This is a genomic window from Sphingobacterium sp. JUb56 (assembly GCF_014191365.1).
Taxonomy (GTDB): domain Bacteria; phylum Bacteroidota; class Bacteroidia; order Sphingobacteriales; family Sphingobacteriaceae; genus Sphingobacterium; species Sphingobacterium anhuiense.
The window spans coordinates 110351-135335 of record NZ_JACHWL010000001.1; the positions used below are offsets into that span (position 1 = coordinate 110351).

Annotated in this window: 23 protein-coding genes; 11 read left to right on the top strand and 12 right to left on the bottom strand. The window is 39.1% G+C overall.

What is annotated here, in order from left to right; translation table 11 throughout:
- Positions 1 to 203: 203 nt before the first annotated feature.
- The 4 genes from FHR29_RS00415 to FHR29_RS00430 all read right to left on the bottom strand — a co-directional run bounded on the left by FHR29_RS00415 (position 204) and on the right by FHR29_RS00430 (position 4324).
- Positions 204 to 1700, bottom strand: a complete 1497-nt coding sequence (locus FHR29_RS00415; RefSeq protein ID WP_183911781.1) for an acyl-CoA dehydrogenase family protein — start codon at positions 1698 to 1700, stop codon at positions 204 to 206.
- A gap of 305 nt (positions 1701 to 2005) precedes the next feature.
- Positions 2006 to 2872, bottom strand: coding sequence for an AraC family transcriptional regulator (locus FHR29_RS00420; protein WP_183911782.1), 867 nt, complete (start codon positions 2870 to 2872; stop codon positions 2006 to 2008).
- A 277-nt stretch (positions 2873 to 3149) separates the two neighbouring features.
- Positions 3150 to 3782 (bottom strand): NAD(P)H-dependent oxidoreductase, encoded by a 633-nt coding sequence (locus FHR29_RS00425; protein WP_132846078.1) that lies wholly within the window; start codon positions 3780 to 3782, stop codon positions 3150 to 3152.
- Between the two features lie 104 nt (positions 3783 to 3886).
- Complete coding sequence (locus FHR29_RS00430; RefSeq protein WP_183911783.1) at positions 3887 to 4324, bottom strand: MarR family winged helix-turn-helix transcriptional regulator; 438 nt, start codon at positions 4322 to 4324, stop codon at positions 3887 to 3889.
- A 395-nt stretch (positions 4325 to 4719) separates the two neighbouring features.
- On the opposite strand from FHR29_RS00430, the gene FHR29_RS00435 reads away from it, so the two are divergent.
- From FHR29_RS00435 to FHR29_RS00460, 6 genes are all read left to right on the top strand, one after another.
- Positions 4720 to 5973, top strand: coding sequence for a hypothetical protein (locus FHR29_RS00435; RefSeq protein WP_183911784.1), 1254 nt, complete (start codon positions 4720 to 4722; stop codon positions 5971 to 5973).
- A 19-nt stretch (positions 5974 to 5992) separates the two neighbouring features.
- Complete coding sequence (locus FHR29_RS00440; protein WP_132846082.1) at positions 5993 to 7039, top strand: type II asparaginase; 1047 nt, start codon at positions 5993 to 5995, stop codon at positions 7037 to 7039.
- A gap of 36 nt (positions 7040 to 7075) precedes the next feature.
- Positions 7076 to 8488 carry an aspartate ammonia-lyase gene (aspA, locus tag FHR29_RS00445; protein WP_380921841.1) on the top strand — a complete coding sequence of 471 codons (1413 nt, stop codon included), beginning with the start codon at positions 7076 to 7078 and terminating at the stop codon, positions 8486 to 8488.
- Positions 8485 to 9831 (top strand): anaerobic C4-dicarboxylate transporter family protein, encoded by a 1347-nt coding sequence (locus FHR29_RS00450; protein ID WP_183911785.1) that lies wholly within the window; start codon positions 8485 to 8487, stop codon positions 9829 to 9831. Before aspA ends, FHR29_RS00450 begins: the two co-directional genes overlap by 4 nt.
- Positions 9832 to 10056: 225 nt before the next feature.
- Positions 10057 to 11247: a PQQ-like beta-propeller repeat protein gene (locus tag FHR29_RS00455; protein ID WP_183911786.1), complete on the top strand. Its 1191-nt coding sequence runs from the start codon at positions 10057 to 10059 to the stop codon at positions 11245 to 11247.
- 123 nt (positions 11248 to 11370) lie between these two features.
- On the top strand, positions 11371 to 12144 hold the full coding sequence (locus tag FHR29_RS00460; protein ID WP_183911787.1) for a glucose 1-dehydrogenase: 774 nt from the start codon (positions 11371 to 11373) through the stop codon (positions 12142 to 12144).
- Here FHR29_RS00460 and FHR29_RS00465 read toward each other — a convergent pair.
- Positions 12141 to 12947, bottom strand: coding sequence for a helix-turn-helix domain-containing protein (locus tag FHR29_RS00465; protein ID WP_183911788.1), 807 nt, complete (start codon positions 12945 to 12947; stop codon positions 12141 to 12143). The two genes, FHR29_RS00460 and FHR29_RS00465, sit on opposite strands and share 4 nt — an antisense overlap.
- A gap of 202 nt (positions 12948 to 13149) precedes the next feature.
- Between FHR29_RS00465 and FHR29_RS00470 the strand changes: the two genes are divergently transcribed.
- The 3 genes from FHR29_RS00470 (at position 13150) to FHR29_RS00480 (ending at position 15701) form a co-directional block, all read left to right on the top strand.
- On the top strand, positions 13150 to 14598 hold the full coding sequence (locus FHR29_RS00470; protein WP_311732288.1) for an exonuclease domain-containing protein: 1449 nt from the start codon (positions 13150 to 13152) through the stop codon (positions 14596 to 14598).
- Between the two features lie 38 nt (positions 14599 to 14636).
- Positions 14637 to 15059, top strand: coding sequence for a DUF3995 domain-containing protein (locus FHR29_RS00475; RefSeq protein WP_132841817.1), 423 nt, complete (start codon positions 14637 to 14639; stop codon positions 15057 to 15059).
- 117 nt (positions 15060 to 15176) lie between these two features.
- Positions 15177 to 15701 carry a GNAT family N-acetyltransferase gene (locus tag FHR29_RS00480; protein WP_183911789.1) on the top strand — a complete coding sequence of 175 codons (525 nt, stop codon included), beginning with the start codon at positions 15177 to 15179 and terminating at the stop codon, positions 15699 to 15701.
- Positions 15702 to 15796: 95 nt separating this feature from the next.
- On the opposite strand, the gene FHR29_RS00485 is transcribed toward FHR29_RS00480, so the two are convergent.
- From FHR29_RS00485 to yiaA, 3 genes are all read right to left on the bottom strand, one after another.
- A complete protein-coding gene (locus tag FHR29_RS00485) occupies positions 15797 to 17596 on the bottom strand; it encodes a mechanosensitive ion channel family protein (protein WP_132770425.1) in 1800 nt (599 codons plus the stop codon).
- Between the two features lie 244 nt (positions 17597 to 17840).
- Complete coding sequence (locus FHR29_RS00490) at positions 17841 to 18311, bottom strand: hypothetical protein (protein WP_183911790.1); 471 nt, start codon at positions 18309 to 18311, stop codon at positions 17841 to 17843.
- A gap of 67 nt (positions 18312 to 18378) precedes the next feature.
- Positions 18379 to 18846 carry an inner membrane protein YiaA gene (gene yiaA, locus FHR29_RS00495; protein WP_132770422.1) on the bottom strand — a complete coding sequence of 156 codons (468 nt, stop codon included), beginning with the start codon at positions 18844 to 18846 and terminating at the stop codon, positions 18379 to 18381.
- A gap of 133 nt (positions 18847 to 18979) precedes the next feature.
- Here yiaA and FHR29_RS00500 point away from each other — a divergent pair, with 133 nt between their 5' ends.
- The gene (locus FHR29_RS00500; protein WP_183911791.1) at positions 18980 to 20488 is read left to right on the top strand and encodes a hypothetical protein; all 1509 of its coding nucleotides are present in this window, start codon (positions 18980 to 18982) and stop codon (positions 20486 to 20488) included.
- Positions 20489 to 20584: 96 nt separating this feature from the next.
- Positions 20585 to 21337 carry a DUF72 domain-containing protein gene (locus FHR29_RS00505; protein ID WP_260291322.1) on the top strand — a complete coding sequence of 251 codons (753 nt, stop codon included), beginning with the start codon at positions 20585 to 20587 and terminating at the stop codon, positions 21335 to 21337.
- A 61-nt stretch (positions 21338 to 21398) separates the two neighbouring features.
- On the opposite strand, the gene FHR29_RS00510 is transcribed toward FHR29_RS00505, so the two are convergent.
- From FHR29_RS00510 to FHR29_RS00525, 4 genes are all read right to left on the bottom strand, one after another.
- Positions 21399 to 22742: a GH1 family beta-glucosidase gene (locus FHR29_RS00510; protein WP_183911793.1), complete on the bottom strand. Its 1344-nt coding sequence runs from the start codon at positions 22740 to 22742 to the stop codon at positions 21399 to 21401.
- A 281-nt stretch (positions 22743 to 23023) separates the two neighbouring features.
- The gene (locus FHR29_RS00515) at positions 23024 to 23329 is read right to left on the bottom strand and encodes a hypothetical protein (protein ID WP_183911794.1); all 306 of its coding nucleotides are present in this window, start codon (positions 23327 to 23329) and stop codon (positions 23024 to 23026) included.
- Positions 23330 to 23472: 143 nt separating this feature from the next.
- The gene (locus FHR29_RS00520) at positions 23473 to 23916 is read right to left on the bottom strand and encodes a DUF3347 domain-containing protein (RefSeq protein WP_183911795.1); all 444 of its coding nucleotides are present in this window, start codon (positions 23914 to 23916) and stop codon (positions 23473 to 23475) included.
- 130 nt (positions 23917 to 24046) lie between these two features.
- Entirely contained in the window at positions 24047 to 24904 is an 858-nt protein-coding gene (locus FHR29_RS00525) for a heavy metal-binding domain-containing protein (protein WP_183911796.1), read from the bottom strand.
- Positions 24905 to 24985 lie beyond the last annotated feature (81 nt).

Genomic DNA, 24985 nt, shown 5'->3' on the forward strand with positions numbered 1-24985 from the left:
AATAGGGCCATATTTTTTTTTAAAATATTTTTTTAAAAAATGAATTCCACTATGCTTATTCATTTGGTTACATGCTCATTGGGGGGAGGGAAGTTTGACTATGTTGCGATGATGAACCGATTAAAATCAGTCCTAAACAGAAAAGACACATCGTACGACGATGTGTCTTTTCTATATGCTTTGAAACTGCAAGTCCTAATTCATTATAATGATGCGAATTTCATCCAGTCCGCATTTTCTTCATAATCCATTAACGGGTCTGCTGTGTTGTTGCTATGCAACTGACCAGCAAACATCCCCAGGTCCATCTTGATATGCTGACGTGTTATTTCGGTCATCTTATCGTTAAACCCTGCATTGTTGATCAACAATACATATTGATAACAAACAACGCGTGCGATCATTCTTCCCAAAGTCATCATTTCGCGTTGTTTTGGCTGATCTGGAAGATTGAAATTAAGAATTTCACTGAAGAATGGTGCAGCAAGTTCTGTCCCTTTATATTGTTTTAAGAATGCCAGAAGATTATTTTCTTTGCTTTTGCGCATCAGTTTGGCAATTGCTTCAGCAATCTGTGTATATAACATTTCATTAGATCCTTCAAAAATCTGAAATGGTCTACTGTCTACAACACCTCTGCCGGCAATATGGTCTAAGCGGTATCCATTTGCTCCTGACAATTGCAAGCATATCTGTGATGCTTCCTGCATCAGATCTGTCACGAATGCTTTTACACTATTGGCATCTACACCATGACTAGATAAGTCATTGCTGATTGAGCTTACTGTGGTGCTGTATGCACACATTGCCGAACATAGGGTAAAGGCTGCCTGTAGACGTGATAACTGAAATTTAACGGAGTCCATTTCATTAAGGCGGATGCCTGTAACACGTCTTTCATGACAATGTTGCATCGCTTCATCCAGCATACGCTTGATAAAGCCCATACCCATACCCGGAAACTGCAGTCTGCTACGGTGCAGTGTATCCAGCATTAATTTTATACCGGTACTTTCTGGAACCAATCGCTGTGCTGCGGGTACTTTGATGTCAATATTATTGATTCCGTAAGGAATAGCATATAGACCAAGACTGTTGTAACGTCTTTCAACTTCAATTTTTTGTTCTGCGGCTGCGTCTTCCGTTAAAAAGAAATCAATATCACGGGTCAGATCGCCGTTTTCATTTCTTTTACGTGCAGTCACCAACCAGTAATCGGCTGCTCCTGTAAGACCTTGCCAATGTTTCTGGCCCTGTATGCTGTAATGATCTCCTACCTGCTCATAAGAAGTACGCATATTGAGCGCATCGCTGCCAAAGTCAGGCTCTGTGATCATCAAGCCACCCATTGCCTGGTTTTCCAAAAACTGTTTGAATACTTTTTCCTGAACGGTGATATTACCATACTTCGCTAATGGTTCTAGAAAAAGGGCAATGTTGATTCCGAAAATAAGGGACAGCGATAACGATTCGTACGAAGCGGCTGCTAGTACTCCCAGACACTCTTTAACATGTACTCCACGACCACCATGGCTTTCTGGAATAGCAACCGCAAGCGGTGTCATGTCCATGATTTTGCTTAAAAAATCAGGCGGTAAATCGCGCGATAGACTAAGGTTATTATAGTCATATTCCTGATTAAATAAGCTGGATAATCTTTCCTTAAATGAGGAAATGTAAATATCAAAATCTTGCGTCATGGTTGATTGTTCTAAAAAGTTAAGCATCTTAAAATGTAGGATTAAATGATGAACAATAACGAAGGGGCTTATGCAGATACCATTCTTGCTCAGCGTCTCCTAACTTCTCTGATGAGAAGTGAGTACTGAAGTAAGGTAACAAAAAACTTGTTATCAAAAAATACATTTTTTTCTGGTTTAACATGAGTTTTATAAAAGTGATTGCATATTCACCATCGCTTTGTACAAAAATAAACCTAAAAACGCAATCTCTTTGTTTTATTTAGTATAAAGATTAGGACAAATCGTGCATGTGTGGCACGAAACTACCTGGCTTTATTTCGATAAGAGGTTGGTGACATGCCTACAATTTTCTTAAAGATGCGTGAGAAATAGGACGGATCGGAGAAATCCAATTCATAACATATGTCGGCAATGCTTTTTGTGGATTCGAATAGCAGGAGCTGGCTGTGCATAACCAGAACTTCCAGAATAAGTTCCTTTGATGATTTTTTAAAAACAGCGGAGACACATCTATTGAGATAATTGGGCGATACGGCTAATTTATCTGCATAGAAGCCGATTTCCTTCTGTTTCAGGTAATTTTTGTGCACAAGTTGTTTAAACATCATCGCAATCTCCTGACTGCGGTTGAGCATGTTGTTGGTGTTGGAAAGCTTGATGATTTTTAATAGTGCTGATTTAAGCAAGCTTTCAAATAGTTCTTTATACGGAGATGCCGTATGCAACTCTTTGTAAAGCAATCTAAATAGCTGGTGCAGATCGTGATCATCTGCTGCAGAGAGATTGTGAAGCGGTGATATGGTAAAAATATTTAAAATTTCCTGCTCTCTGAAAATGGAGGTCATGGCTGCATCATTGACCAGAATACAATGTCCTTTGGCTGATTTATCAACCGATCTGATCACCGATATATTACCATAGTTACTCATGAGGATCGCCGGCGCCTGAACCACGTATTCTTTGGGGCCGATCTGGTGTTTAAAATAGCCTTCGGTTATATGAACAAGTAAATTGTAACCCAGAAAAATAGGTGGTGTCGGAAATTTAATATAGGGCGCAATTTCGCTCAATCGAAATATTTTGACTGACGATTGCATGTATTTTAGATGTTCCAGACTGCCGGACATAAACCGTTCGACAAATTCGTTCGCATTTACTTGTTTTTCCATTCTTGATCCTAATATAATATTTCTGGTACTTACCGCCAAAGCTAAAAAGATGTTTCTTTTCTGTACCAAAGTTACGCATTGAAATGATAGCAATTTTATACTAATCTTGTGCCAATAATCACCTTTATACATCTTTCTCCATCATATTGAGACCGAGACTGCCTTAGCATGGCAATGTTTCTATACAGAAAAGGGCTATGTGTAAAACATAACCCTTTCTTTATTATTAGCCAATAGATTGCAGGATATGGTATTATTTTACTAATCCTGCTTTTTATTATTTGTAGATAGCAAATTCTTCCATCGGATTTCTTACTTTCTTCATTGGTGCTAACCAATCTTTTTCAGCATCACGGTAGCCCACGTACATTAATGATACGCTTTTTAAACCTAAGCTTGCTAAGTCAAGTACTTCATCTACAATCTGATTGTTAAAGCCTTCAGCAGGAGTAGTGTCAACACGCAATTCCGCTGCCTGTGCCAATGCCAGCCCTAAACCAATATAAGATTGTTTTGCGGTATGTACAAAATGCTGTTCTTCAGTCTGAGAAGCGTATAGCTTTTTGATCATATCTGTATAACTATTGAATCGTCCTTCAGGCAATTCACGCTCTTCTGTTGTACGGTTGTAGATGGTATCGATGCGTTCTTCGGTATACTTGTCCCATGCAGCGAATACCAACAAATGAGAACAGTCGCGCATACACTCTGGATTTAAAGCTCCAGCAACTAATCTTTCGCGTACTTCTTGACTTTCGACAACGATGATTCTAAAAGGTTGCAATCCTGAAGAAGTGGGCGCTAAGCGTGCCGCTTCTACAATTTTTTCGATGTCTTCTTTACTTACTTTTTTTGTGGGATCGTATGCTTTTGTAGCATGGCGCCACTGTAAATCTTCAATTAATGCCATTGTTTTAATTTTAATGATATGTTGATAACGGAGCGTGCAATTTTGATATTAAAAGATTTGTTCTTTTAGGTGTTTTCAATTGTCAGATACTCCTGATATCAAGGTTATACTTCTGTTACTATTTTACTTTTTAATATTTTATTAGCAATGTTGCGCATAATTTCAATCTCTTCAGCACTGATCTCCAGTTCTTCTATTAACTTCTGCGGTATGCACTTGGCCTCTTTTTTCAGGTCTTTTCCAGCTGTTGTCAGGAAGATTTCGACAACCCGCTCATCAACCGTACTCCGTTTTCGCACGAGCAGATGTTTTTGTTCGAGACGTTTTAGTAACGGTGTCAGTGTACCGCTATCTAAAAACAGTTTATGACCGATCTGATTGACGGTCTGTTGGTCTTTTTCCCAAAGAACCATCAATACCAGGTACTGTGGATAGGTCAGTCCGATCTCATCGAGATGAGGGCGGTAGCGCTGAATGATTTCCCGGCTCAGTGCATAGAGGGGAAAACAGAGCTGATTGTCCAACTTTAAAAGATCTTTCATGTCAATTTTGTTTGCGGTACAAATATAAATATTATTTGCAATTAAGTTGTGTGCAATTTAAAAAATAGGGCTTTTTAATGTGTTTGTTGACAATGATATGGCATAGATGGGGATAGCAATATTCTTTATAAAGTTGTCTTGCTATCTTTTTTTAATAATTTTCCTGTTAGACTTGTGTCTTAAGAAAATATATAAAATACGGTGTGGTTGAATTAGGTTAGAATTAACTGAAATATGATCTAAATAAATTGTATTTATGATTACTGGTGGTAATTAATTGTTTTTAAGTGTGTTGTGGTTTATTTGAAAATTTGCAAAACATTTTAACGAAGGCATTGGTTTAACTGAGAGTAAAGGATACTGGTTACTTACTGTTGGCTTAGATTAGAGTCTTTATGAATATACCAATTACTACTAAATACCGATTAGCAATATTAATGTCTTGTTGTTTACTGTTTGTGCAACCCCTTTGTGCGCAACTCATACGTTATGAGACAAAGGATTCGCTGAATGGGAAACCTAAAATGACCTCTTTCTTAATCGGCCGTTTGAAATTAAACGGAATCTACGATATCAAGGGTAACCTGCATGGTAACAGTTCTTTTTTAATCCACGAAAATGATGTTTATGGCCGTGATAGACCGGCATTCTGGGTTGATATGCGCCAGAGTCAAATACGTTTTGCTTCCACGACGCAGCTGAAGAATGGCAAGGAGATCAGTGCGATGTTGGAAGGTGATTTCGAGGGGGGACCTAACCGGACTTCACTGTTCAGACTGCGCCATGCCTGGATTAAGTATGATCACTTTACTTTGGGACAGAATTGGTCCACCTTTGGAGATCCGGATCTGTGGCCGGCAAGTTTGCTGGACTGGGATGGTCCTACCGGGATGGTTCTGAGTCGCCGCATCCAATTGAATTATAAAAACAAATTTACGGAAAAGGGCGGTGCTGGTTATGAACTTGCGATAGAGCAAATGGAACCCCGCAGATTGTATGATTATACCATCAATACAGATCGTGGGGTAGATTATGCACCGCGACGAATTCCTGACGTCATCGGTGCACTGCGCTATGATTACGATGGAGGAAGCTTCTTGAAGGTAGCAGGGGTTTACCGCAATATTGCTTACGATTCGAAAGAAGTATTAACTGGGGATACGGACTACAGGTACAGGACAGCCAATGGCTGGGGGCTGACAGGGATGGCCAGTATTTTTTTTAATAAAAAATCAGGATTGGTCAACAACCTGCAGGCACAATGGAATATGGGTCGGGGTATCGCTGATTATTTTTTGGCTATCGGAGGTTCGGGACTGGATGGCTTCGCTCATGAAGAACAGCCCGGGCTGCTCAATTTATTGGATGTAACTGCGGGATTTATATCGTATCAGCGCTTTTGGACACCTAAATTCCATACGATGCTTATGACTTCCTATAATCATTTTTCGGGCGGAGAAAATACGCTAAGTCCTTGGAATAAAATGAATAATTATCAGTTTACCTTAAATCTTTCATACAATGTTCTAGAAAATCTGATGCTGGGATTAGAACCGCAGTTCGGTTATAAACAGCTGGAATTTGATGAAGGGCTTACAAAAGGGAAAAATGCAATGCGGATGAATTTTGGAATGCTATTTAATTTTTAACCAATCAAATTATAATACAATGAAAAGACTACTGATATCTCTAACCCTGCTGCTGTTTCTGCAGTTGGCCTATGGACAAAAGCCTAAGATCATCATATTGGCCACGGGTGGAACCATAGCTGGACAGGGGGCTTCGGCAAATCGTGCAGGGTATACTGCAGGAAAGATTCCGGTATCTGATTTGATCGGGAGTATTCCATCGATCAACGAAATCGCGGAGGTGAGCGGTGAACAGATTTCTTCTGTTGGCAGCCAGGATATGAGTTTGGATATCTGGAAAAAGTTAGCGGTTCGCATTAATGAGATTTTCAGTAAAAAGGAAGCCGACGGAATTGTGATTACACACGGTACTGATACGCAGGAGGAAACGGCTTATTTTCTGGATCTGGTGGTGGCTTACGATAGTCCTGTTGTTTTGACTGGCGCTATGCGTGCCTCTACCGCTATCAGTGCTGATGGCCCTAAGAATTTATTTGATGCCATAACCTTGGCGGCTGATGCGAAAAGCAAGGGCAGAGGGGTGCTGGTATCTTTTAATGAATCCATTTTTAGTTCAAGGGATGTGACCAAATTGAGTACGACAAAGGTCAATGCATTTGGTTCACCTAATAGTGGTGCAATCGGTCAGGTTTTTGACGGAAAAGTGGAATTCTACAAATCTTCAGACCGTCAGGTGAAACCTTTGGCTCCTTTTAAAATAGATGCTAATACGGTCTTTCCAAAGGTTGAAATTGCATACATGTATGCCGATGCTTCACCAGCTTACCTCAACCTGCTGGTAAAAGAAAAGGCCGCGGGTATTGTCATCGCTGGTGTAGGGAATGGAAATTTTTCGAAAGCTTTTACTGAACAGGTCAAACAGGCTGTAAAAACAGGCATTATGGTGTGTCGTGGAAGCAGATGTGTATCGGGGCGGGTTGTCGAAGATGGAGAAGTGAATGATGATGAATTAGGAACGTTGGTATCCGATGATCTAAATCCACAGAAAGCCCGGATTTTGCTGATGCTGGGCTTGTTAAATACACATGATAAAGAAACATTGCAAGGTTATTTCTTGCGTTATTAATAGCATTATAAACGATTATCATTTTAAATAATTAATATTATGACATCTTCTCGAATTGAACACGATTTTTTAGGTGAAAAAGAAATTAGCAACGACTGCTATTACGGTGTACAGACGTTACGCGCGAAGGAAAATTTTGATATTACTGGAATTCCGATCGGTAGTGAGCCTCTTTTTATAAAGGCATTTGGTTTTGTGAAAAAAGCGGCGGCATTGGCGAATAGGGATCTGGGTATTCTGGATGCAAAGAAAGCCGAAGCGATCGCGTATGCTTGCGACCGTTTGATCGCGGGTGAGTTTACGGATCAGTTTATCAGCGATCTGATTCAGGGCGGTGCTGGTACTTCTTGTAACATGAATGCCAATGAAGTGATTGCCAACCTGGGACTTGAATATCTGGGGCACCAAAAAGGAGAATATAAATATTTGCACCCGAATAACGATGTTAACTTGTCGCAGAGTACAAACGATGCTTATCCTTCTGCTTTTCGAATTGCAGTTTATCTTAAAATTGGGGCTTTCTCCCACGCTTTGGAGGATCTGCAAGGCGCATTTTTTAATAAAGGGAAGGAATTTGACGGCATTTTAAAAATGGGGCGTACGCAGTTGCAGGACGCAGTGCCAATGACTTTGGGACAGGAGTTTAATGCTTTTGCAACCACGCTGGGCGAAGATGTGCTGCGTATTCGGGAGGCTTCGCAGTTAATTACAGAGGTGAACATGGGAGCTACAGCAATCGGTACCGGCGTGAATGCGCCTGAGGGATATGCACAGTTATGTGTAAAATACCTAGCCGAAATAAGCCAGGTTCCCGTTACGCTTGCCGCCGATCTGATCGAGGCGACTTACGATACTGGAGCTTTGGTCCAGCTGAGCGGAACGCTGAAGCGTAATGCAATAAAATTGAGTAAGATCTGTAATGATCTTCGTCTGTTGAGCAGCGGCCCTCGTTGCGGTCTAAATGAAATAAATTTACCGGCTATGCAACCGGGTTCTTCGATTATGCCAGGAAAGGTTAATCCGGTTATTCCTGAGGTGGTCAACCAGACCTGTTTTTATGTTATCGGTGCGGATCTTACAATTACGATGGCGGCAGAAGCTGGTCAGTTGCAACTGAATGTAATGGAACCTGTCATTGGCATGGCTTTGTTTACTTCCTTGCAGTACCTGACCAAAGCTTGTGGTACCTTGAAAGATAAATGTATCGTCGGTATTACCGCAAATGTTGAACATAGTAAAAATCTGGTGATGCAGAGCATCGGGATCGTAACACAATTGAATCCGATCTTAGGATATGAAGAATCTGCCTCTATAGCAAAAGAAGCTTTAAAAACGGGTAAATCTATTCACGAAATTGTGGTCATGGAGCGTAAGTTGATTACGCAGGCGAAGTGGGATGAGATTTATTCGATCGAAAATTTGATTCATCCTAAATTTATATCGAAATGATATTTGTGCAATTTGTGATTCTGTTGGCGATGATCTTAATCGGATCACGTATGAAAGGAATCGGTCTGGGTGTCATGGGAATGATCGGACTGTTTATCTTTGTGCTGTTTTTTAAAATGACACCGGCGGATCCGCCCATATCGGTCTTACTGATTATCCTTGCTATTGTAACGACGGCAGCGACTCTTCAGGCCGCAGGTGGTTTGGATTATCTGGTGAGTATAGCGGAACGTATAATCCGTAAGAATCCGAGTCAGATCACCTTTATTGCGCCATTTACGACCTATTTTCTTTGCTTGTTTGCAGGCACGGCTCATATTGTTTACTCGCTTTTGCCCATTATTGCAGAGGTTTCGGCCAAACAGCGTATTCGTCCGGAGAGACCGCTTTCGGTATCGGTCATTGCTTCGCATTTAGCCATTACGGGCAGCCCGATGAGTGCTGCAAGTGCCTCTTTAGTTGCTATACTGGCTTATTCTTCGGCTTCTATCGATATCATGAAAATATGTATTCCAGCGGCACTCTGTGGTATATTTGCCAGTATATTAGCGGTACGAAAGAAGGGATTGGAACTGGATAAAGATCCGATATTTCTGGAGAAAATGAAGGATCCGGAATTTGCGAGATCGATGGATCCTAGTCAGATGGAAAATGGGACTACCCAATACCAACCTGAGCCAGGGGCTAAAATTGCGGTTGCGATATTTGGATTTGCAATTCTGCTGATTATATTTTTTGGCGCTTTTCCTGCTTTTGTTCCTCATGTGGGTGGAGGTCCTAGTTTCAGTGTAAATGCAAATGGAACGATCAATCTGACCAGTTTGATCATTATGATCACCTTGTCGGCTTCAGCATTTATCATGCTGATAACAAAAACTTCTGCTGTAAAAGTCGCTAAGATGAGTTTATTTACATCGATGGCGACGGCTGTTGTTTCGGTGTTGGGTGTGGTATGGATGAGTGCTACTTTTATGCTGGCGAATGAGGCAGTTATTGAACATACTTTTAAGGATATTGTAACGGTATATCCCTGGACTTTTGCGATTGCTTTATTTTTGATGGGTGCTTTGACTTTTAGTCAGGCAGCCACAACAAGGACAATTATGCCAATGGGTTTGGCACTGGGTATTACAAGTCCACATTTATTAGCGATGTTTCCAGCTGTAAATGGTGATTTTCTGCTTCCTGGTTACCCGACATTGCTCGCTGCAATAGATTTTGATCGAACGGGAAGTACGAAAATTGGAAAATTTGTCGTTAACCATAGTTTTATGATTCCGGGTCTGGTTGCAATCGCCGTTACTATTTTTGTCGGTTTTATCTTAAGTGGTATACTGTTTTAGCTTCTGTAATCCGCAGGTTCTGAAAGTTTTTGAGAGACATCCTTTCTTCAGGAAAGGATGTCTTTTTTTTAAGGTTAATTTTGATATCTTTGATTGGTATCGATGCTCTATTGATGCGATATTAGAACCTAATAAATAATTGATCCATTTTAAAACGCTGGAATCTGTATGCCTTATTTTAAAAAATATTTTTACTGTTTTGTGCTTGCTTTCTTTTTTTTAGAAATGAATTTATACGCGCAACAGTTGGCTAGAACGGCCGATCGTCACAATTATACTTCCGGTGCCTTGATTCAGGAACGGCCTCAGGTGAAGTGGCGTTTTCAAACCGAAGGTCAGGTTTATTCTTCTCCCGTTTTATATGCCGACAAAATTATTATTGGATCCTGTGACAGTAATCTTTATGCTTTAAATAAAGCTGATGGAAGCGTACTTTGGAAATATAAGACAGGTGGAGAGGTACGGGCTACTGCGGCGGTGGATCAACAGGTTGTTTATTTTTTAAGTGCTGATGGTCATTTTTATGCGCTAGATGTGCATACCGGAAAGCAATTGTGGACTTTTAAAACGGAAGGTGAAAAGACTTATGATATCTGGGATTATTTTCAATCTTCGGCAGCTGTAGAATCGGGAATCGTGTATTTTGGATCTGGAGATGGACATATTTATGCGCTTGATGCCAAAAATGGAAAAGAAATCTGGAAATATAAAACAGCAGGTATTGTACATGCTTCGCCTACTGTGACAGCCCATGAAATCTTGATCGGTAGTTTTGATGGTTATTTTTACTGTTTAGAGAAAAATGGTGATTTACGTTGGAAATTTAAAACGATTGGTGAGCACTATTTTCCGAAGGGAGAGGTGCAGTTTCATGCTGTTGCGGCGGATAGTTCTGTTTATTTTGGAGCCCGGGATTTTAATAGCTATGCTTTAAAAATTAAAGATGGTACTGGACATTGGGTTTACCATCAGCCCGGAAGCTGGATCAGTGTACCTAGTCTTGCTGGAAAACAGCTGCTGCTGACTATGTCGGATTCTTATAGTGTGCTCGCTTTGGATAAGGTTTATGGAGGGAAACTTTATGAACCACGGATTCCATTAAATACGTTTAGCAGTGCTTCGATCACAGATTCTGCTGCTTATTTTGGTGCATTAGATGGTGTGCTTTATAAGTTAGATCTTTCGAAAGGTACGGTTTCAAGTGTTTTTCAAACGGCATCCAGTAAACTGAACCGGTCAAATTTTTTTGATGAAAAAGATAAGTTACGAACTGGACTGGATGAAAAATATGCACATGATATCCATAAATTGTTTACGGGATACCTGCAGATGGGCAGTATTTTTTCTACGGTCTGGATTGATGGTCAATCATTGTATTTTAGTTCTGCAGATGGCGCTGTGTATGCACTTGAATAGGTTTGTAAGATATGTGATTTGTTTTTAGAGAAACTATTATGCTCCTTGTTTGTTTAGAAATTGCGAGCAATGATGTCTTGAAGGTTCTTGTTTGCTTTTATTATTGATTACAACAGAACAGGCATGGATATTTCTAAATTATTTGATTTAAGCGGTAAAACGGCTGTTATTACTGGCGGAGCAGCAGGTATAGGCAGGGCTTGTTGCCAGATGCTGGCTGCTTATGGCGCGTATGTCGTGGTCGCCGATTATAACTTTTCTGCAGCGCAGCAAACAGCATCTGAAATTAATCAAGATGGTGGAAATGCACTTGCAATTGAATGTGATGTAACGAAGGATGAAGCGTTGGTTAATCTGGTGGATGCTGCCGTTTCAAAGTATGGTGGAATACATATTTTAGTAAATAATGTGGGTGGAGGTGGAGCAGGGAAAGAAAGTCCTGATCAGATCGCTGTTTCACAATTTGCCAAGGTATTTGAAATGAATGTTTTTAGTATGTGGCGGCTATGTCAATTGGTAGCGCCCCATATGAAATCGGCAGGTTATGGGAGCATAATCAACATGTCATCTATGGCTTCTATAAATACCAGTCCTGCAATTAGTGCTTACGCTTCTTCTAAGGCTGCGGTAAATCATATGACTAAAAATTTGGCATTCGATTACGGACCGGAAATCCGCGTGAATGCGGTGGGTCCTGGAGCGGTTCGAACACATGCACTGGGTACAGTATTAACGCCGGAAATAGAACGCAGTATGCTGAATCATACGCCCTTGCAACGCTTGGGGGAACCAGAAGATATTGCTGGTGCGGTGCTTTATTTTGCGGCTCCGATTTCCAGTTGGACAAGTGGACAGGTACTGTTTGTAAATGGGGGCGGGGTGCAGACCTTGGATTAGGATTTCTGAATAATCATTTTTTTTATGTCATCTAAACTTTGGAGTACAGTTGCAATAGTTGCTGTTGTTTCGGGCAATTCTGTTGTATGGTAACTATGAAACTCCCATATTTCTAAAATTTCTTCAAGTGGAACGGTATACAATTCGTAAATAGGATTTAAAGAACGACACTGTAACATTCCGTCTTGAAGCAGTGTGATGGCTTTGAATATAATATCCTGCCCCTTTAAGACTACAAGCGCGAGTGATTCGGGTTTTATTTGGCTCCAGTCTTCAATAAATTTTCCTGTTATATCCATATTTTGAGGAAAGGGCAACATGGAGTCTCCAACTACAGGAAAGGTACGATAGGTTCGGTGCTTAGAAAGATTGGGAATATGATATTTCGGTAGCTCTGAAATATAGTCCGGATCAGCATACCCTCCAGATACATAGCCAGCTCGTCCTTTTATGGGCACATAGTCAACATGTTCCTGATCGGATTTGTCAACACTGATGGCCAGAACTCTAAGATTTCCGCCTTTGATATAAATATCGTTCCCAGCTTCCAGATCGCGAATCTTTAACTCACCTAGCTTACTGATGTCAACGGTCATTAAGGTATCTAAACTGATCTTAAAATAATTGGAGATGGATAACATAAAATGTGGTTCCATGGCTTTTGTTTTGCCAATTTCAATAAGTGCAAGTTTTACCCGTGTTACATTGATGGCTTCGGAGAGTACTGCCTGACTGACTTTTTTACGCTCCCGGAGGAACTTTAGGTTATTGGTAAAAAATATTTTTGGTTCTTTATTTTCCATTTGCTATTATTAGAAACATTGAATTGTTTCTATTGGAAACAAATGTAGTGTAAAATATTGATTATTTGTAGGGCATTATCGTGACAGCTGACGATTTGGATTTATTTTTGTAAATAGAAAAATTACGCAAAGTTGATCGGAAGTTAGTTAGTTCCTGTAGTATATAGAATAATGAGTTGCAAACTTTGTTAAATTGATTGAGGTGAACAAGTTGAAAAACATAACGTATGCCATCGTGGATATTGAAACTACGGGTGGAAATGCCCGGGGTAGCCGTATGACAGAAATTGCGATTGTGATTCATGACGGAGAGAAAGTCATTGATCGATGGGAATCGTTGATTAATCCGGAACAGCATATTCCATTGGCTATTTTTGCACTGACGGGGATTGATAACGAGCTGGTGGCAGATGCGCCTGTATTTGGTGATATCGCGCAAAAGGTTTTCGATATGCTGGATGGGCGTATTTTTGTTGCTCATAATGTCAACTTTGATTATTCATTTATTCGTCATCAACTGGAAGAACAGGGCTATAGATGGACGGCACGAAAACTATGTACAGTACGACTGAGCCGTAAAATAAAACCGGGTTTTCGATCTTACAGTTTAGGAAAGCTTTGCGACAGTTTAGCTATTCCTATTTCAAATCGTCATCGTGCCGGCGGAGATGCAGAAGCAACGGCCATATTGTTTTCTTGTTTACTGGAGTGGGATAATGAAGGTGTGGTGGACGAAATGCTGAAGAAAGCGGCTCCGGATCAACGACTTCCGCCTAATTTGGCACCAGAGGATTTTGAAGCCTTACCGCAGCATCCGGGCGTCTATTATTTTATGAACCAATACGGAAAGGTTATCTATGTTGGAAAAGCTATAAACCTGAAGAAGCGTGTTGCATCTCATTTTACGGGGCACAATATCAATAAACAACGACAGCATTTTTTAAGGGAGATCTATCATATCACATTTGAGGTGTGCGCGACGGAACTCATGGCGCTATTACTGGAATGTACAGAAATAAAGAAACTATGGCCGGCCTATAATCGTGCATTGAAACGTTTTGAGCCTAAATTTGGTTTGTTTAAATATGAAGCACAGAATGGCTATCTGTATCTTGCGGTCGGTAAATTGAAAAAGCACTGTCAATGTATTCAGGTATTTAATCTGGAATATGATGGGGTACAGGTCTTGCGGCAGTTGATGGTTAATTTTGAGCTCGATCATCGTATGTGTACATTTGGTGCTACAGAAATACCTTATGCAAGTAGGTGTTTTCCTGATGAACCGGATTTGCCGGAAGTTGAAAAACATAATGCGCAAGTGGAATTGGCTGTCGATCATCTTTTGGAGCAGCAACCTACCTTTGTAATCGTTGATAAAGGAAGAACACCAGAGGAGAAAAGTTATGTCTGGGTAGAGCAGGGTAATTTTTATGCCATGGGTTATCTGGATGAATACGTGCAATTCGAGTCGATGGAAGATATCCGTTCTAGTTTACAGCGATATCCCGGCAATCACTACATGATGCAACTGATCAATGCCTATATGACGAAGTACCCAAGAAAGGTAACTTATCTGAACGATTGTCAGAAAGCTGTCGTATTACCTGAATTAACTGGAGATTCGGATGAAGAATCTTTGATCTTGTTTTAAGTATCCTTATTATTGAATTAAAATAAAAAAATAAACGAATGGAGTTTATACTTTCAAAAATAAATATTGTTGTTTTCTTGTTTCTTGCCGCGATGCATCTGTATTGGGTATGCAATGGGCAGTTCGGAATTGCGGCCACGATTCCGACAAAGTTAAATGGGAAGAGAGTTTTTACCCCCAGTCGGTTTGGAACCTTTATCGTCGCTGTTGGGTTGTTCCTGTTTGCGGTGCTCAATATGGTTTTTGATGGTCTTGTTCAGGTACCAATAGCACCCTCCTATGTTGTTTATGGTATGTGGACTATTGCCGTTATATTTCTACTTCGATTTATAGGGGATTTTAAATATGTTGGCATTAGTAAAAGATTTCGAAAATCTGTTTTTGCTAAGAAAGATACTTATTTCTTTAGTCCTTTATGCTTATTTCTATTTGTTTCCCATATTTTGCTCGTCATTGACTAGTACATGCTAGAAGTATTTGATGTAGGGGATTCAATATTTGAGTAAGAGGATTTGGTTATACTTTTGCGACGATATAAGTAGGTTGTCTGTTAGAATAGGTGTAGTCATTTTTATAAGATGAAAGCGGATATTAAAATTAAAATCGCATCCGGAGCGGATCTGGATGGAATACTTGCGTTACAATTTGAAAACCAGCCTGCACAGGGTGGTACATTGTCAGGTGAACTTGGACGGGAGCAAATTGTAGCCATGATGCAAGATATGCCTCAAGTAGTGGCTATCTCGGACGATCAAGTTGTTGGATATTTATTATCTACATCTAAAATGGTCTATAAAGAGCATCCTGTACCGATTCTTGATGCTATGTTTAGTGCTTACAGTGGCGCTTTAGATTCGTACGTGTATGGTCCAATTTGTGTAAATAAGGATCTGCGCGGAAAAGGGGTGGCACAATTGATGTTCAGCGAACTTATAAAGCAGGTGCCAAATCGAGAAGGGATTTTATTTATTAGAAAAGACAACATACCATCTTTACGTGCTCATGAAAAAATGGGTATTACAAAAGTTGGAAGTTTTGTATTTAGGGATACCGTTTTTGACGTACTTGCTTATTTGCCTGCAGCAGATAAGGGTAACAAATAGAAGCTTAAGCTCAAAATAGATATTAATTGCGACCAACTCGGTTTCTCCGAGTTGGTCGCAATTTTTTGGTGTAATTAACGTGTTTTGACGTACTTTTAGATGTGATCTATTCCTGCTTTATATTGTGGAGTATGGTCCACTTTAGCGAAAATATGAGGGGCATTCATTTCAATGCCTGCGGCTAGAAAATCGTTCAGAATCAACTGAAAGATCTCGGACTGTGCCAGTGCGATTTCAGCAGACTGCGAAATGTAGACATTTAGTTCATAGAGGACATAAAAGTCATCTAGTTTCTTCTGTAAGACAAAAGGTGCTGGCGTGGTATTGACCCGTGCTACCCGCGGAGGTATGTTTAAGAGCATTTCATGGATGCGTTCCCAAGGTTCTTCATAGCCTACTGTTAATTCGACCTGAAAACAAATTCCCTGATCTGAAAAGGTGGAATAGTTCACGGTGTTACCTGACAAGATAGATGAATTAGGGATGGTTATCTCCTCATTTTTAATGGTCCTCAGTCTTGTTACAAGCGGTGATTTTTCAATCACGACGCCAGTTTTATCAGCTATCGTGATGCGGTCTCCGATTCGGAAAGGCCGCATATAGGTAATCACAAGACCTGCAATAATGTTGGATATTGCTGAAGATGAACCTAATGAAAATAGCACCCCAATAAATACGGATATACCTTTGAAAATATCCGAGTTAGATCCTGGTAGATAAGGGAATATCAGGACGAGTGTAAATGCTTGCAATAGAAAGCGGACAATGGTAAATGTCGGCATCGCAAATTCACGATGGAAACCATTCACTTCTAGTTTTCCTTTGTCAATCTCCGTAAAGATGTATTTTACCAATCGGACGGCATAACGCATGACAAATAGGATAACAAATACCGTGATGAGGTTGGGAATATAATCCCAGATCGCTAAAAATGCCTTTTTTAGAGGTTTGGTAAATAGGCCGATCAAACTATTGGCCCAACTTTGTGTAAAGGGGAAGACACTGAATACAATAGGCAACATGATAAAGGCCATTAATATGATAAGTGCCCAGCGTAACATGTTGATGCTATTAATCAGGATGCGGGTTTTTTGAACGGAACTGACTAAAACATAATTCTTGATTTTAACATCTTTGATCAGCTGTGTGCGTTCGGTCATGATCCGCTGCACACTGTAATCTTTAATTTTATTGATCAATAGTATCAATAAGTAAAAAACAATAAAGATGAGCGCGATAAGCCCGATGCGGATCAATAATTTTGAAATACTGTTTTCTTCTTTTTCTCGGTTAATGGTTTCCTGAATACTTTTTAGATATTGTTTTGCGATTTCTTCTTTACTTTTTCCTTCAAGTAGTGCGTCTAACTCAGTAACTGAAGTGATAATGAGATCTTTATATACAATGTCTGAACTGATTTCATTGTTTTCAATTTTGAAGGAATCGACCTTTACGAAATCATCTTCGTATAAGTTTTGAATGCGGGTGACGACATTGTCAGCTCGGTCTTTTGCTAAAGATGAACCGAGTTTATTGTATATGTAAAACAGCGTATCGTTAAATGGAGCGACAGCATAACGTTTGGTGTTTTTTTTGATTGAATCAACTTTTATTTTTAACTGCTGATTTCGGATGATATTTTCTTCATCAAAGTTAGTGAGCTGTTGTTTTAGGTCTTCTTTCTTTGCGCTATTTTGTGTCTTTAGATTTGTGATTTCATTTTGAAGCTTAACACGTTCTAAAGAGTCGTTAATCTGTTGCTGCCTGATCCCATTTAATAGGGAGCTCAGTCCAAGTTCTTTTGTATTAACTGAATCTGTCTCCTGAGCCGGGAGCTGAAGGACGGCTGAAAAGCATAATAAAGCAGTAAGGAAACAAATGTAAAGTCTTTTCATATTGCAAGCTATTTTTTGATTCTAAGCCATATGACGAATGTACTTATGGTAGATTTAGTAGACCAAACATAGATAATTTTGCTTGTATTACACAATGCGGCTCTTAGATATTCTGCTATGAAACGATACATTGTACGATCTGGGCATCTTTTTTTAAAAAAAAGCCCCAGAATATGATTAAGTTCCATGGGGCGGTTCGGATTATTTGTTAATGATCATAGAAGCGAAATAAGTGATTTACCTTTTATGGAGTGGTGCTGGTCACTTTTTTTTGCCCTCTAAATTTTGAACGAATGACCTGATGATGGATGGTCATGAGGGTAAGAGTTGCTGTTACCAATACTGGTAATAGGGATAAATAAACCGTATAATAGATTTCTTCATCGAAACTATAGGTACTCCACGAGGATTCTCGATCTACAAAAATACTGTAATTCCAAAAGAACCAAAAGCTGGTCAATAGCACGAATTCTACTGCGATTTGATATCGGTTTCTCTTGATCTTCGCTATTAAAAGAAATAGTAGGGTTAGGATAATGGCGTTGCATAAAGAAATCAAGCATGCATCGTATATGAAACTACAGTCTAGACAGCCACTTGATGTTTGATCTGCTAATTTTCCCATCGACCAATATGTTTGAATAAAAGTAAATGCAAATAGTGTCATCGCAACAAAAGCTGTACTGCTCAATAATTTAAGTTTACTTTTTTTCATTTATCAGTATTTATTAAATAAACCCGCAGGCTTGCTGTGCAAGTCACTGCGGGTGGCAACCGCTAAGTTACAATTCGTTTTCCTCAAACATCTTGGCGTCGCGGGTATTTTTTTGTACAGCGATGGCTGAAAATATACTTAAGCAGAATGACATGGCATAAAATCCTTTTTCACTAAGCAGCAGATCGGCGTTCCAGAGCCCTACGGTAAGCAGTACCATTGCAGCAATTGTTGCAAACCAGCTAAGGCCATAATAAAGATCGGTTACGGCAATGCCTTCTGCTCTGTCTCGCACACTTTTCTGTACGGAGATTACGGCAAATAAACCGAATAATAGGATCGTGAAATAATATCCTTTTTCATTGAGCTCCATGGTAGCGTTCCAAAGCCCGATGCAGTATCCCATGGAGCCGGTTAGTAAAGCAAACCAGGATGCGCCGATGAATGCACCTGTAGGTTTGAATGGATTTTTTGTTTTTTCTTCGTTTTTTGTAAGTGGAGTGTTCTCCTCTGTTTTGTGTTTTAGCGGTTCCATAATTTTTGTTTTTTTATGTGTTATTATGAAAGCAAATGTCCGCTGTTGTCGCTAGATGCACAAATGAGATATTTGAAAATACTGATGATTTAAATTAATTTTTTAGTAGGTTTGTTTTTAAAATTAACCTATTATGGATGCGCTTGCGACATTAATAAATTTACTTGGTGATCAGGATAAAAAGGATTTTAAGGCATTTATGCGCAAGAAGAATAAGCGACACGATGTTAAAAATATTCTATTATTTGAATTGCTAAATACTGACGATATAAATGGCTTAGAAAAGCTGTTAAAAAAAACAAAAAGCAGGGATTCTTACCATGCTTTGCGTAAAAGACTGCACGATAACCTACTTTTATTTCTATCTCAGAAGACATTTGAAAGCAATAACAGTCAGGCTTCGGAAGTGATGCGTTTAATCGTTGTAAGCCGTTTTCTTTTGGAAAATGATGTGGATAAAACTGCTTTCAAGTGCTTGGTGAAGGCCGAGCAAATCGCAACAAAACTGGAACAGTATAATTTATTGAACGATATATTGCTTCTTAAAATAAATTATGCGCATAGTGAAGCTTCAGAAAATTTAGAAGACTTAACAACACGTTTTATGGTCAACCAGCAACATATGCAACGGGAGGCAAAATTGAATCTGGCATATGCTTTTCTGCGTCAGGAAATGCGTGAGGTAAATCTGAAAGGTAAAGTGGTCAACTTGGCCGCACTGATGCTCGGGACCATACGAAAATATCAGATTGCAGTCAAAGATTTAATGAATTATAAGTCTATTTATCAGATACTTTTTATAGCCAATGAATATGCGGCTATTCATCAGGATTATAGTTTTATAGAACGTTATATCCAGCGCATCCAACATTTTATTCAGGGAAAGAAGAAAGCGGATGAATCGCACTTATTTTATCAGTTGCATGTCCTTTATTTTTTGGCAAACTTTCATTTACGCAACAGAAGCTTTGATAAGAGTGCGGAGTATCTTTCTGAAATGAAGAACCAAATGGAACAGCACCGTTTTCATGAATCTCAATTTTATCCGCGGCATCAGTTGTTATCCGCTCTGAATCTATATTTTACTGGAAGGGGTGGAGAAGGAACAGCAGTATTGATGAAGGCTTTGGAAATGACAACAAAAAAGACAAAACAGGAGGACATAGAAGATTTAAGGATATGTTTAACGATGTTTTTATCGTTGCAGGATGACAGATCTTGCTTACGCCATCTTGCTTTGTTTCAGCATACTGATCAATGGTACGAGAAAAAAATGGGTATGCTTTGGACCATTCGTAAAAATCTGATGGAGGTTTTGGTTCATGCACAGTTCGGGCATATCGAACTTGCTGTTTCAAGGTTAAGTAGTTTCAAACGTCGATACAGTGGTTTTCTTACAGAAACTCATGAAGAAAGGGTATTACATTTTGCGAGTCTTGTGGAGAAATATTTCAATAAGCCTGATATTGTGTTTAATCCTGTATTTCAAAAAACTGCGGTCGATCTGTTAAAGAATAAAGAACATGCGGATATTTTTCATATTTGTTTTATTTCATGGCTGATCGCTAAGTGGGAGAAAAAGTCGGCCTATCAAATCGTACTTCAGCATTTGTCCAGTCGACATACATCCGAAAATATTTAGATGGTTCAATTTGGAATCCTGAGTAATTTTTGCCTAATGTAATCTTAATATTTAGGATTAAAAATAACTTCTCTCCGAGGTGCTTGTTGTATGGTTATGGAGTCTTTGTATTTTTCTGGTACGAGCGGTATTTTACTGCCTTATAAAAATAAAAGTTTTTATCCCGAAAATCTTCAGGAGAAAAGCAGGCTTGCGGTCTATGCTTTATTATTCAATTCGTTGGAGGTAAACAGTTCATTCTATAAAATACCACGTGAAGAAACTGTGAAACGATGGGCAGATGAAGTACCGGATGGATTTCGTTTCACCTTTAAATTATGGAGGGGAATTACTCACGCAAAAGGTTTGATCTTTGACCCGAATGATGTTGCTCATTTTTTGAAGGTGATTGCAGAAGCAGGCGAGAAGAAAGGTTGTTTACTGATTCAGTTTCCCCCCTCTGTTACGTTTAATGCTGCTGTGCATGTCAATCTTTTGCTAGAGACTGTTGTTAATGATGAGCATATAAAGGGATGGCGGGTATGCGTCGAGTTTCGGCATCCATCTTGGCATTGTGAAGATACATTTAGCTTGTTAAATTCGTACGGAGCCAGTCTTGTGCTGCATGACAAGAACAGTAATGGTATGCAATTGTCCTATAGTGAAACAGATTTTATTTATCTGCGATTTCATGGTCCCAATGGTAATTACCGGGGCAGTTATGAAGATGATTTTCTACAGGAATATAGTTCATATATTCGGGAATGGTTAGCTGAAGGGAAAGAGGTTTTCACTTATTTTAACAATACAATGGGCGACGCAATTCAGAACTTGAAGTTACTGTCGGAATATGTGAATGATAGGTATTAATATGGTAAGTGGTATCGATTTTATAATCAATACCACTTAGCTAATGTCAAATAGCTTGAACCTATATCTTCTCCTTCAGAAGATCAGCATACCAATGTCCCGACGATTTAACGATGCGTTGTTGCGTTTCAAAATCAACATATACTAAACCAAATCTGGGATGATAACCTTCTGCCCACTCAAAGTTGTCGAGAAAAGTCCATGCAAAATAACCATTGACCTGAACTCCTTCTTGTTTGGCCCTAAGTACTTGGGCAATGGTCGACTGTAAATACTGCACTCTCTTGGGGTCATCGACCTGATTGTTAACCACCTCATCTGGAAAAGCGGCTCCATTTTCAGTGACAATCAGTGGCGGTATATTGGGATAGGCACTGAATTTTTTCAAAACATGGTACATGGATTCAGGAAATACTTCCCAGTTCATGGCCGTGAGTTCGACCTTGCGCGATTTTGCACTTACAATTTTTGCGCGTAGGTAGGGGACGAATAAGGAATGACGGATGATTTCGCGGGTATAATTTTGTACTCCGATAAAATCCATATCAAACTTTAGCTCGTTTTCATCATTGTGCTTGATATATTTTTCAATTCTTCTTAGAATTTTGATCTCATCTGTAGGATAGCCCATACCTAGCAGGGGCTCTATGAAAAACCTATTGAGTAATACATCTGCTTTTTTAGCAGCAAGGATATCTTTTTCTCTTCCGGTGAACGGTTCAATATGCGAACAGGAGAAAGTGGTTCCAACGGTACTGTCTGGTTGTAGTGATTTAATAATTCTTGCACCTTTAGCCTGTGCTAGTGATGCATGATGTGCAGCTGCTAAAAAGTAATCGATTCCTTTTTTTCCAGGTGCATGTACGCCAAAGAAGTATCCAGCGGCACTAAATACCGCAGGTTCATTTAAAACCATCCAGTTTTTTACCCGATCGCCAAAGTGTTTAACACAGAGTGCTACATAATCAGCAAACCAATCGGTGACTTCCCTGTTGATCCATCCACCTCTTTGTTCCAGGGCATGCGGCAGATCCCAGTGATAGAGTGTTATCCAAGGTGTAATCCCTAATTCTAAAGAAAGATCGATGAGTTTATTATAGAAGTCAATGCCTGATGGATTGGCTTCTCCTGTACCTTGCGGTAGAATACGGCTCCAGGCAATGGAAAACCTGTAGTTCCTAATATTTAAGCTGTGCATCAAATGGAGATCTGCTATGTAGCGATTATAGAAATCGCAAGCAATATCTCCGTGCTGGTTTTTAAAGATCTTATTCTTTTTTTTTACAAAAGTATCCCAAATAGAAAGGCCTTTTCCATGTATATCATGAGCTCCTTCAATTTGGTAGGCGGCTGTAGAAACTCCCCAAATAAAATCTTCGCCAAAGGAATCTTTAGTTAAAATCATTTACGGAATTTATTTTCTCAAGTGGTGCAAATATCACTTATTTAAGTTGTTTTAATATTTGTGAAATCTAAGAGGAGAATAGAATGAACTAAACTGCACTAGAAAGATACGAAATAATACCCTTTGGAAGAAATGTGTGATCATTTTCATAATTCAAATGTTTTAAACCACTGTTTACATTAATTTGCTTATATAAATTTACAAAGCATATGTTAACTGTGTATGAATTGATTATGAAGTTTTTGAGTATTGTCAGGGCTCTTGCTTTTTAAACTATTTCATCACCATATATTTTTTGACATACCGATCTGTGTTAAGGATTCAATAGTTGGTTCAGAGAGCAGATGGAGATCGCGTTGTTTTTGGAATTCTAAGAAAGCGGGCATATTTAATAATTCTTTTTGAATGGCCTCATTTTTATATTGTGACATATGAATAAAGGTGTTGCTGCCATTAACCTGGAATATCGTATATACAAATTGATGATTGTCCAATTCTTTAAACTCATCAAGAAAAATCTGAATGTTTTCTTTGTTCGCATTAACATAGTCTTCTTTGATGGTATAAGTCACTTTTATAGCTATCATGGGGTATCTTTATGAATGAATACTGGTTTATGTATTCGAAGATAATGAATTTGATGCTATGGAAAGTAAAAACTCCGAACGAACAATTGGATATTGTTGGTTCGGAGTTTTTTATTTGAATCGAATGCTCAGCTTTTCACGGGTTACTTCTTGGTTTCAGTAACTTTACCACAGGTAAGCATCGCAGATCCATAGTAAGGATTTTTAATCGCCGTTTCATTGCTTAACCAATAGCCTTTTTTCATCGGGCAATATTGATAATAAACTGGTTGGCTGACCTTATCACTGCTTTTTACGATTTGCCACATGATCGTTGAAACTTCATTGAATGATGCACGCTGTTTTTCAAGATTGCCTGCTTTTGCTAATTTATCTACTTCAAGGGTCAAGTTATCTTTCAGTTTGAAAGCACTTTCTGCTTTTACCACTTTCTGAAGTGCTTGAATGAATTCGGAAGCCTTTTTCTCATCACTGCTTACCAATGCATTTTTTACACCATAATATTTACTTAATAGTGTTTCTGTATTTTGGGCAAGTGCCACATGACCAAATAGTGAAATTGCCAATATCAATAAGTTCTTTTTCATATCTATTTTCTGTTAATCATTTAAAGATAGTTTTAAAATTTTACTTTTGAACTGCTTCGTTATTTTCTCGATTTCTAAAGCAGAGGTTCTGTATTCTGTGTCTTTCAAATGCACTCGGCTTTACATTTTGCTATACCTGATGCTGACGAAGCTGTACTTCCTTTTCGCTTTCCTTTATTGATCTTATGTCAATATTAAAGTCTGCTGTATAGACTTTTCCATGTATTTTAAACTGCACCCACATCTTGTATTTACCAGCCTTTGTAATGTTTGTTTCTGCATATATCGGGTATTGTACATGTGGTATGGGCCGGATCTGTAAAAACTCTTTATCCGTCTTATTGATCATTAATATATGAGCTGATGTTCCCAAATATTGTTCCAAACTACTGTTATGCAGTTTCTTTTCGCATTTTTCGATGGCTATCTTTATACGTTGTATGTTGCCGGTTTTAAAATTATCGGTATTTTCAAGGATAACTGTATAGTCATCTATGTAACATATCGTTTTTTTTGAAGTGACTTCACGAGAAGTCATATAGTACCCTTTCACTTCGATTTCTAACATGTTTAAGACATGTTCTTTACCAAGAGGTTTAAAATAGGTGAACAAATGGTATTTTCCACCGTTATGAAAAGTCTGTGTTACAGCATAGCTACCGTCTTGCTGCAGCACTGGATGGATGTGTCTGAACCAATTAAGATCTTCACTAATGACGATGACATGAATGTTCATTTCATCAGAAATGTCCAATGCTACTTGTTTTTGGTTTTTTTTGATTGCAAATAGTAGTCTAACGGGATGTCCTGCTTCAATAATCTGTGGTAAAGTTGTTAATTGTACCTGATATTGATCTGGATTTTCCTGTTGAACAGATCTCAGATCCATTCCACATGTCGAACAGCTGTTGCCTTGAGTTCCGTTTACTTCGGGGGGCATAGGACAGGTGTATATGCTCATCTGAGGTGCATGGCGGTGGTTTTCCATATCTGAAGATTTGCTTTGGGTGTAATTGCGGAATTTCGATATGCTTCCGCAATTACTTAACCCAAAATTCTTAGTGTTTAA

What these genes read in the sequence shown, in the direction of transcription:
- FHR29_RS00465 (WP_183911788.1), bottom strand. Translation starts at nt 12,947, where the DNA reads ATGGAAAATAAAGAACCAAAAATATTTTTTACCAATAACCTAAAGTTC.
- FHR29_RS00420 (WP_183911782.1), bottom strand. Translation starts at nt 2,872, where the DNA reads ATGGAAAAACAAGTAAATGCGAACGAATTTGTCGAACGGTTTATGTCC.
- FHR29_RS00460 (WP_183911787.1), top strand. Translation starts at nt 11,371, where the DNA reads ATGGATATTTCTAAATTATTTGATTTAAGCGGTAAAACGGCTGTTATT.
- FHR29_RS00430 (WP_183911783.1), bottom strand. Translation starts at nt 4,324, where the DNA reads ATGAAAGATCTTTTAAAGTTGGACAATCAGCTCTGTTTTCCCCTCTAT.
- FHR29_RS00415 (WP_183911781.1), bottom strand. Translation starts at nt 1,700, where the DNA reads ATGACGCAAGATTTTGATATTTACATTTCCTCATTTAAGGAAAGATTA.
- FHR29_RS00480 (WP_183911789.1), top strand. Translation starts at nt 15,177, where the DNA reads ATGAAAGCGGATATTAAAATTAAAATCGCATCCGGAGCGGATCTGGAT.
- FHR29_RS00475 (WP_132841817.1), top strand. Translation starts at nt 14,637, where the DNA reads ATGGAGTTTATACTTTCAAAAATAAATATTGTTGTTTTCTTGTTTCTT.
- FHR29_RS00450 (WP_183911785.1), top strand. Translation starts at nt 8,485, where the DNA reads ATGATATTTGTGCAATTTGTGATTCTGTTGGCGATGATCTTAATCGGA.
- FHR29_RS00485 (WP_132770425.1), bottom strand. Translation starts at nt 17,596, where the DNA reads ATGAAAAGACTTTACATTTGTTTCCTTACTGCTTTATTATGCTTTTCA.
- FHR29_RS00500 (WP_183911791.1), top strand. Translation starts at nt 18,980, where the DNA reads ATGGATGCGCTTGCGACATTAATAAATTTACTTGGTGATCAGGATAAA.
- FHR29_RS00455 (WP_183911786.1), top strand. Translation starts at nt 10,057, where the DNA reads ATGAATTTATACGCGCAACAGTTGGCTAGAACGGCCGATCGTCACAAT.
- yiaA (WP_132770422.1), bottom strand. Translation starts at nt 18,846, where the DNA reads ATGGAACCGCTAAAACACAAAACAGAGGAGAACACTCCACTTACAAAA.
- FHR29_RS00520 (WP_183911795.1), bottom strand. Translation starts at nt 23,916, where the DNA reads ATGAAAAAGAACTTATTGATATTGGCAATTTCACTATTTGGTCATGTG.
- FHR29_RS00435 (WP_183911784.1), top strand. Translation starts at nt 4,720, where the DNA reads ATGAATATACCAATTACTACTAAATACCGATTAGCAATATTAATGTCT.
- FHR29_RS00425 (WP_132846078.1), bottom strand. Translation starts at nt 3,782, where the DNA reads ATGGCATTAATTGAAGATTTACAGTGGCGCCATGCTACAAAAGCATAC.
- FHR29_RS00505 (WP_260291322.1), top strand. Translation starts at nt 20,585, where the DNA reads ATGGAGTCTTTGTATTTTTCTGGTACGAGCGGTATTTTACTGCCTTAT.
- FHR29_RS00525 (WP_183911796.1), bottom strand. Translation starts at nt 24,904, where the DNA reads ATGGAAAACCACCGCCATGCACCTCAGATGAGCATATACACCTGTCCT.
- FHR29_RS00510 (WP_183911793.1), bottom strand. Translation starts at nt 22,742, where the DNA reads ATGATTTTAACTAAAGATTCCTTTGGCGAAGATTTTATTTGGGGAGTT.
- FHR29_RS00440 (WP_132846082.1), top strand. Translation starts at nt 5,993, where the DNA reads ATGAAAAGACTACTGATATCTCTAACCCTGCTGCTGTTTCTGCAGTTG.
- FHR29_RS00490 (WP_183911790.1), bottom strand. Translation starts at nt 18,311, where the DNA reads ATGAAAAAAAGTAAACTTAAATTATTGAGCAGTACAGCTTTTGTTGCG.
- FHR29_RS00515 (WP_183911794.1), bottom strand. Translation starts at nt 23,329, where the DNA reads ATGATAGCTATAAAAGTGACTTATACCATCAAAGAAGACTATGTTAAT.